This is a genomic window from Aquabacterium sp. UBA2148, from assembly GCF_002328915.1.
In the GTDB taxonomy this organism is placed as follows: domain Bacteria; phylum Pseudomonadota; class Gammaproteobacteria; order Burkholderiales; family Burkholderiaceae_C; genus Aquabacterium; species Aquabacterium parvum.
The window spans coordinates 14,198-22,069 of record NZ_DCXA01000017.1; the positions used below are offsets into that span (position 1 = coordinate 14,198).

A 7,872-nucleotide genomic window follows, 5' to 3' on the forward strand; every position below is an offset into this window, starting at 1 on the left:
GTGCTGGCGGGCCGGTGGCCGTGGTCTACCCCGAGGGCACCTGGTACACCTTCGTCGATCAGAGCGACATCGACGAGATCGTTGACCGCCACCTGATCGGCGGCGAGGTTGTCGAGCGCCTGGAGCTGCCGGACGACGTCGGCCGCTGAGGCGGTCCACCGCTTCGCAACACCATGCTTGGGCGCCCGCAATCCCTGCTCATCGACGGCCCGGCCGGCCACATCGAGGTCGTGGTCGAGGACCCGACGGGGCCCGCTGTGCCGCGCGGCCTGGCGGTCATCGCCCACCCGCACCCGCTCATGGGCGGCACGATGGACAACAAGGTGGTGCACACCCTGGTGCGCGCGTTCGTGCTGGCCGGCTGGCGAGCGGTGCGGTTCAACTTCCGTGGCGTGGGGCAGTCCGAAGGCCATTACGACGAGGGCCGGGGAGAAACCACCGACCTGCTCTCCGTGGTGTCCCATCACCTGAGTGACCCGGCGCTGGCGGGCAAGCCGCTGGCCCTGGCGGGGTTCTCGTTCGGTGGGTACGTGGCGGCCCAGGCGAGCAGTCGCTTGCTGCAAGCGGCGGCCGACCAGCCTGCGGTGCGTGCACCGTCCACGGTGGTGCTGGTCAGCCCGGCCGCGTCGCGTTTCGAGGTGCCAGCCGTGCCCCCTCACACCCTGGTGGTACAGGGCGAGGCCGATGACGTGGTGCCCCTGTCCGCCATCCTCGACTGGGCGCGGCCACAGCAGCTGCCGGTGACGGTGGTGCCGGGCGCAGGTCACTTCTTCCATGGGCAACTCGGCGGCTTGCGCGACATCGTGTTGCGCCACCTGAGGGCCGATGCCGCCCGCGAGGCCGGGGGCTGAACGCCGCGCTTCGCGGCCGATCCGTTTCGCTCGCCGCCAGCGCGTGCATCACGCGCTTGCAAAACTTTGCATCCTCTTCCTTGTGTTCACCCTTCCTTCCCCCCATATTGCCGGCATGACTGCTTCCCCCTCCCGCCGCCACCTTCTGGGCGCGACCACTTCGGCCCTGGTGGCCGTGGCGCTGTCCCTGTCTCCCCTGGGCGCCGTTGCCCAATCTCCGTCGGGCGCTGCCTCGTTGTTCGCCGAGCCCACCCAGGCCATGCCGCAGCCACCCGAGGTGGCCGCCCGCGCGTTCATCCTGCAAGACCTGTCCTCGCGCCAGACGCTGGGTGCGCGCAACGCCGACCAGGCCGTCGAGCCGGCCTCGCTGACCAAGCTGATGACCGCTTACCTGGTTTTTCAGGCGCTGAAGGACGGCAAGCTCTCGCTGACGCAGGAGCTGCCCGTTTCCGAGCGCGCCTGGCGCACGGGCATGACGGGGGCCTCGCGCTCGTTCATCAACATCAACAGCCGCGTCAAGGTCGATGACCTCATCAAGGGCATGATCGTGCAAAGCGGCAACGACGCCACCGTGGCCCTGGCCGAAGGCGTGGGCGGCACGGTCGAGGTCTTCGTCGAGATGATGAACCGCCAGGCCCAGGCTTTTGGCCTCAAGCAGACCAAGTTCGCCAACCCCGAAGGCCTGACTGCACCGGGTCACTTGAGCACGGCGCGCGAGCTGTCGATCATCGCCACGCGCCTGATCTCCGACTTCCCGAACTCGCTGCCGTATTACTCCATGAAGGAGTTCACCTTCAACGGCATCAAGCAGGGCAACCGCAACCTGCTGCTGTTCCGCGACCCGACGGTCGACGGCCTGAAAACGGGCTACACCGACAACGCCGGCTACTGCCTGATTTCCACCTCCAAGCGCCCCACCGCCGGGGGCGAGCGTCGCCTGCTCAGCGTGGTGCTCGGCGCTGCCTCGCCCGAGGCCCGCGCCAACGAAAGCCAGAAGCTGCTGAACTGGGGCCACAGCGCCTTCGACGTGGTCAAGCTGTTCGACGGCAACCAGGCCGTCAGCACCGCCCAGGTCTGGAAGGGCGCGGCCAACTCGGCGCGCCTGGGGCGCTTGCAGCCCATCGTCGTGGTGGTGCCGCGCGGCCAGGCCGCTGCCGTCAAGACGGTGGTGACGCGCAATGACCCGCTGCTGGCCCCCTTGAGCAAGGGCCAGTCCGTGGGGCGCCTGCAGGTCACCCTGAACGGCCAGCCCTGGCAGACCCTGCCGCTGCAGTCGCTTGACGACGTGCCGGCTGCCGGCTGGCTGGGTCGCGCCTGGGACGCCATGCGCCTGAGCATCCAGTGAGGCACCTGACATGAGCACGCACCAACCCGTCAACCCACCGATCCCGCCAGAGCAGTCGCTGATCGAGTACCCCAGCCGATTCCCGATCAAGGTCATGGGCCCTCACCACGAGGAGTTCGTGGCTTCGGTCGTGGCCGTGGCCGTGCAGCACGACCCGGGCTTTGACGCCGCCACGCTGGAGCGCCGCCCCAGCAGCAGCGGCACCTACGTCGGCCTGACCGTGGTGGTGACCGCCACCAGCCGCGAGCAGCTCGACAACATCTACCGCGCCATGACCAGCCTGCCTCAGGTCAAGTACGTGCTCTGACGCGTTCGATGACCGCCGTTGGCGGTGTCGGGCCCGCGAGAGCTGCCCTTCACATCCGCCGCATACAATCTGAGCCACTTTCGGCCGGTGTGCCGGGCGCCTGGGCATTTCGCCCTGGGGCTCCGGCGCCTCGGCCCTTTGTTCGAGAAGGACCCTGAACCGTGTTGATTTCCGACGCCTACGCCCAAGCCGCCGCCCCCGCCGCCAGCGCCTCTGGTGGCCTGATGAGCATGCTGCCCCTGCTGCTCATGTTCGTCGTGCTGTACTTCGTGATGATCCGCCCCCAGATGAAGCGGCAAAAGGAAGTCAAGGCCATGCTCGAGGCGCTCTCCAAGGGCGATGAAGTGGTCACCCAAGGCGGCTTGATCGGCAAGATCAGCAAGCTGGGCGACACCTACGCGCACATCGAAGTGGCCAATGGCGTCGAGCTGCAGATCCAGCGCGTGGCCATCGTCCAGGTGCTGCCCAAGGGCACCGTCAGCAAGTAAATAAAAAGCGCACCGAAAAAGCGCAGCCGAGGACCGCATGAACCGCTACCCCTGGTGGAAGTACCTGATCATCGCCGTGGCCCTGCTGGTCGGCCTGGTCTACACCCTGCCCAACTTCTTTGGCGAGGCACCGGCGGTGCAGCTCTCCAGCGGCAAGGCCACGATCAAGCTGTCGGCAGATGACGTCGCCCGCGTCGAGACCGTGCTCAAGGAAGCGGGCGTGACGTCCGACTTCGTCGAGCTTGACGGCACCTCGGTGCGCGCGCGTTTCAAGGACACCGACACGCAGATCAAGGCCCGCGATGCCATCGCGCGCGCCTACAACCCCGATGCGTCCGACCCGCGCTACATCGTGGCGCTGAACCTGGTTTCGCGCTCGCCGCACTGGCTGCGCAGCATGGGCGCGCACCCGATGTTCCTGGGCCTGGACCTGCGCGGTGGCGTGCACTTCCTGATGCAGGTCGACATGAAGGCCGCGCTGACGCAGAAGGCCGAGAGCATCTCGGGCGACATCCGCACCCTGCTGCGCGACAAGGACATCCGCCACAGTGGCATCCGCCGCGATGGCAACGACGTGACCGTGCGCTTTCGCGATGCGGCCACCCGCGACGCCGCCCGTGGCCTGCTGTCCGACAGCATCCTCGACATGAGCTGGGCCGATGGCACCGACGCCTCGGGCGACGTGACCCTGGTCGGCAAGCTCAAGCCCACGTCCGAGCGCGCCATCCAGGACCAGGCCCTCAAGCAGAACATCACCACCCTGCACAACCGGATCAACGAACTCGGCGTGGCCGAGCCCGTGATCCAGCAGCAAGGCGCCGACCGCATCGTCGTGCAGCTGCCCGGCGTGCAGGACACCGCCAAGGCCAAGGACATCATCGGTCGCACCGCCACCCTGGAAGTGCGCATGGTCGACGAGAGCACCGAGGCCCAGGCCGCGCTGGCTGGCGGCATGGTTCCGTTCGGCTCCGAGCGTTACCTCGAGCGCAGTGGCGTGCCCGTCATCGTCAAGCGCCAGGTGGTGCTCACCGGTGACAACCTCAACGACGCCCAGTCCGGCTTCGACGAGAACCACGAGCCCGCCGTCCACCTCACGCTGGACTCGCGTGGCGCGCGCATCTTCCGCGATGTCACCCGCGAGAACGTGGGCAAGCGCATGGCCATCATCTTGTTCGAAAAGGGCAAGGGCGAGGTCGTCACCGCTCCCGTCATCCGCGGTGAAATCTCCGGTGGCCGCGTGCAGATCTCCGGTCGCATGAGCCCGGAAGAGTCGGCCGACACCGCGCTGCTGCTGCGCGCAGGCAGCCTGGCCGCGCCGATGGAGATCATCGAGGAGCGCACCGTGGGCCCCAGCCTGGGCGCCGAGAACATCGCGCAGGGCTTCAACTCCCTGGTCTATGGCTTCGCGGCCATCGCCATCTTCATGATGATCTATTACATGCTGTTCGGCGTGTTCTCGACCATCGCGCTGTCGGTCAACCTGCTGCTGCTGGTGGCGGTGCTGTCCATGCTGCAAGCCACGCTGACGCTGCCGGGCATCGCGGCCATCGCCCTGACGCTGGGCATGGCGATCGACTCCAACGTGCTGATCAACGAGCGGGTGCGCGAAGAGCTGCGCAACGGCTCGGCACCGCAAACGGCCATCCACGCCGGTTACGAGAGCGCCTGGGCCACCATCCTGGACTCCAACGTCACCACGCTGATCGCGGGGCTGTCGCTGCTGGCCTTCGGTTCGGGCCCGGTGCGCGGTTTTGCGGTCGTGCACTGCCTGGGCATCCTGACCTCGATGTTCTCGGCCGTGTTCTTCTCGCGTGGGCTGGTCAACCTCTGGTATGGCCGTCAGAAAAAGCTCAAGGGCGTGTCCATCGGACAGGTCTGGAAGCCCCAGGACTAAGAAGAGGAGCGACGCACCATGGAATTTTTCCGCATCAAGCGCGACATCCCGTTCATGCGGCATGCGCTGGTCTTCAACCTCATCTCGTTCCTGACCTTCGCTGCAGCTGTTTTCTTCCTGGTCACCCGGGGCCTGCACTTCTCCATCGAGTTCACCGGTGGCTCGCTCATCGAGGTGCAGTACGCCCAGGCGGCCAACCTGGCCAAGACCCGCGAGGCGGTCGAAACCCTGAACCTGGGCGAAGTCCAGGTGCAGAACTTCGGCACCTCGCGCGACGTGCTGATCCGCATCCCGCTGCGCGGCGAGATGAAGCAGGGCGAGCTGGTGGGCAAGGTGTTCGGCGCGCTGTGCTCGGCCGAGTCCGGCCAGGTCAGCACGCAGGCCTCGGACAAGGGTGACCGCCAGGTCTGCCTGACGGGTGCCAACGCGGCGGCTGGGAGCGCCAGCGCCAGCACCGAGCCCGTGACCCTGCAGCGCTCCGAATTTGTCGGCCCGCAGGTGGGCGATGAACTGGCCCGCGACGGCGCCCTGGCCCTGCTGGTCACCGTGGTCGGCATCATGATCTACCTGGCGATCCGCTTCGAGTGGAAGTTCGCCGTGGCCGGCATCATCGCCAACCTGCACGACGTCATCATCATCCTGGGCTTCTTCGCCTTCTTCCAGTGGGAGTTCTCGCTTTCGGTGCTGGCGGCCATCCTGGCGGTGCTGGGCTACTCGGTCAACGAATCGGTCGTGATCTTCGACCGCATTCGCGAGGCCTTCCGCAAGTTCCGCAAGATGTCGACGCCCGAGATCATCGACCACGCCATCACCTCGACGATGAGCCGCACCATCATCACCCACGGCTCGACCGAGGCGATGGTGCTGGCCATGCTGATCTTCGGCGGCCCCACGCTGCACTACTTCGCCCTGGCGCTGACCATCGGCATCGTCTTCGGCATTTACTCCTCCGTGTTCGTGGCTGCGGCCATCGCGATGTGGCTGGGTGTCAAGCGCGAAGACCTTGTCAAGGCCTCCAAGCCGGACGTCGATCCCAACGATCCGCACGCCGGGGCGGTGGTGTAGAGTCGGGCGATAACCGGAAAACTCATCCAGGCCGGTTGGAGCGCCCCCTCAGGGGTGCCGGCCGGCTTTTTTCATGACATTGGCCTCTCACCGAGCCCTGGCCCAGGGGGCGCGCGTCACGCACCTCGAGGCACTGATCCACGGCGCCCGTGGTCTTGTGCAGGCGTGCCTGGACGGCGCCCGCACGCTGGCCACGCAGTCGGCGGAGCCGGCGCTGCACGCCCGCCGCCGTGACCTGGTGCTGGACCTGCCACGTGCCGTCAGGGGGTGGCACCAGGCGCTCACCACGCAACTGAGCCAGGCGCTGTCAGATGTGCGCCTCGGACGCCCTTTGTCCGTGCGCAGCGCGGGCGCCTCGGGGGCGTCATCCGGGGTGCCGGTGGACATCCCCTTGAGCCTGGTCGAAGACAGCGAAGTCGAGCAAGGGCTGACGGCGTCTCGCCTGGCCCAGGCCATCGCCGACCTGTCGGGGCAGGAGTACACCGACCTCAATGCACGCCTGCAGTCTGTGGGCGGGGCGGTCGATGCCGCCCATGGTCAGCAAGATGTGCTGGCGGCGCCCTGGATCGCCAAGCAGGTGCTCGACGCCTGGCTGGCGGCAGAGTTGTCGATGCAGCATTGGCAGACGCTGCAGAACGTGCTGCACCAGGAGGTCTCCAGCTGGGTGCAGGAGGCTTATCACGCGGCCAACGAGGCCTTGCTGGACCAGGGCGTGCGCCCTGAGATCGACTTGCGCCCGTTCATCCGACGGGCGGCGCCGGGTGTCATGCCCAGCCGACCGATGGGGCTGGACACGATCGCCAGCCTGCGTGGCGGTGGTGGCGTGGGCATGGCTGGCGGCTGGAGCCCGTCCGGTTCCGGCGGCATGGGCGTCCCCAGTGCTTCTGGCGTGTCCATGGGGCCCGTCACGGGCGGCAACAGCGGCTTGCAGCCCCTGGGTCAGGCCTACGACGAGACCCGCATGCTCACGCAGGTGCCAGGCCTGGGGCGTGTGGCGGTGCAGTCGCAGGCCTTGCTGGGACAGCTCAACCAGTTCGTGGCCCGCCACGTGCCGGGTTTCGTGCCCACCAAGCCCGATGCGGCCCTGCGGGCCCCCGGCCCGGTGTCGACCTCGCTGGGCCTGGCCATTCGGCAGGTGGGTGAGGCGGTGCGGCGCCGGGCCGAGCCGGTCGATGGCAGCGCGCCGACCACCCCCGAAGCGGCCCTGCGCGACCTCGACCACGATCGCGCTGCGCTCAAGAAGGCCGCCACCAGCCCGTCCGAGCGGGCCACCATCGAGGTCGTGGCCTTGCTGTTTCAGGCCATCCTCATGGAAGAGCGCCTGCCCGCGAGCATCCGAGTCTGGTTCGCCCGCTTGCAGATGCCGGTGCTGCGCGTGGCCGTCAGCGAGCCCGATTTCTTTGCCTCTACCAGCCACCCGGCGCGCCGCCTGATCGACCGCATGGGCTCGTGCGTGATGGGCTTCGTGGCCGGCGCCCAGGAGGGCGAGGACGCCCTGCACCGCGAGATCCGCCGCGTCGTGCAGGTGGTCGAGGCCTACCCCGACACCGGTCGCAAGGTGTTCCAGACTGTGCTGACCGAGTTCGAGCGCTTCCTGGAAACCTATTTCCGCGATGAGCACGCAGCCGGGCGCAAGGGCATCTCGCTGGCCCAGCAGGTCGAGCAGCGCGAGACCTGGGCCATCCAGTACACGATCGAGCTGCGCAAGATGCTCGAGTCGGTGCCGGTGCACGAAGGCGTGCGCGATTTCCTCTTCCGTGTCTGGGCCGATGTGCTGGCGCACAGCGCGGTGCAGCATGGCCAGGCCAGTGACGCCACCCGGGCGCTCAAGCACGCTGCGGCCGACCTGATCTGGTCGGCCAGCGCCAAGACCTCGCGCGAGGAGCGCGCCGAAGTGCTGCGCCGCCTGCCGCCGCTGCTCA

Annotated in this window: 8 protein-coding genes; all 8 read left to right on the forward strand. The window is 67.8% G+C overall.

Going from position 1 to position 7,872, the window contains the following annotated elements; all coding sequences use genetic code 11:
* Positions 1-149 (forward strand): (2Fe-2S) ferredoxin domain-containing protein (locus B2W70_RS00800; protein WP_414631014.1); only part of this gene is annotated, 149 nt, incomplete at its 5' end.
* 24 nt (positions 150-173) lie between these two features.
* Entirely contained in the window at positions 174-851 is a 678-nt protein-coding gene (locus B2W70_RS00805) for an alpha/beta hydrolase (protein ID WP_286742038.1), read from the forward strand.
* 115 nt (positions 852-966) lie between these two features.
* The gene (locus B2W70_RS00810; RefSeq protein ID WP_286742039.1) at positions 967-2,196 is read left to right on the forward strand and encodes a D-alanyl-D-alanine carboxypeptidase family protein; all 1,230 of its coding nucleotides are present in this window, start codon (positions 967-969) and stop codon (positions 2,194-2,196) included.
* Positions 2,197-2,206: 10 nt separating this feature from the next.
* Entirely contained in the window at positions 2,207-2,503 is a 297-nt protein-coding gene (locus B2W70_RS00815) for a DUF493 family protein (RefSeq protein ID WP_058086957.1), read from the forward strand.
* A gap of 161 nt (positions 2,504-2,664) precedes the next feature.
* Positions 2,665-2,991: a preprotein translocase subunit YajC gene (gene yajC / locus B2W70_RS00820; RefSeq protein ID WP_058086967.1), complete on the forward strand. Its 327-nt coding sequence runs from the start codon at positions 2,665-2,667 to the stop codon at positions 2,989-2,991.
* Between the two features lie 37 nt (positions 2,992-3,028).
* Positions 3,029-4,885, forward strand: a complete 1,857-nt coding sequence (secD, locus tag B2W70_RS00825; protein ID WP_286742040.1) for a protein translocase subunit SecD — start codon at positions 3,029-3,031, stop codon at positions 4,883-4,885.
* 18 nt (positions 4,886-4,903) lie between these two features.
* On the forward strand, positions 4,904-5,950 hold the full coding sequence (secF, locus tag B2W70_RS00830) for a protein translocase subunit SecF (protein ID WP_286742041.1): 1,047 nt from the start codon (positions 4,904-4,906) through the stop codon (positions 5,948-5,950).
* A gap of 73 nt (positions 5,951-6,023) precedes the next feature.
* Positions 6,024-7,872 (forward strand): DUF1631 family protein (locus B2W70_RS00835; RefSeq protein WP_286742042.1); only part of this gene is annotated, 1,849 nt, incomplete at its 3' end.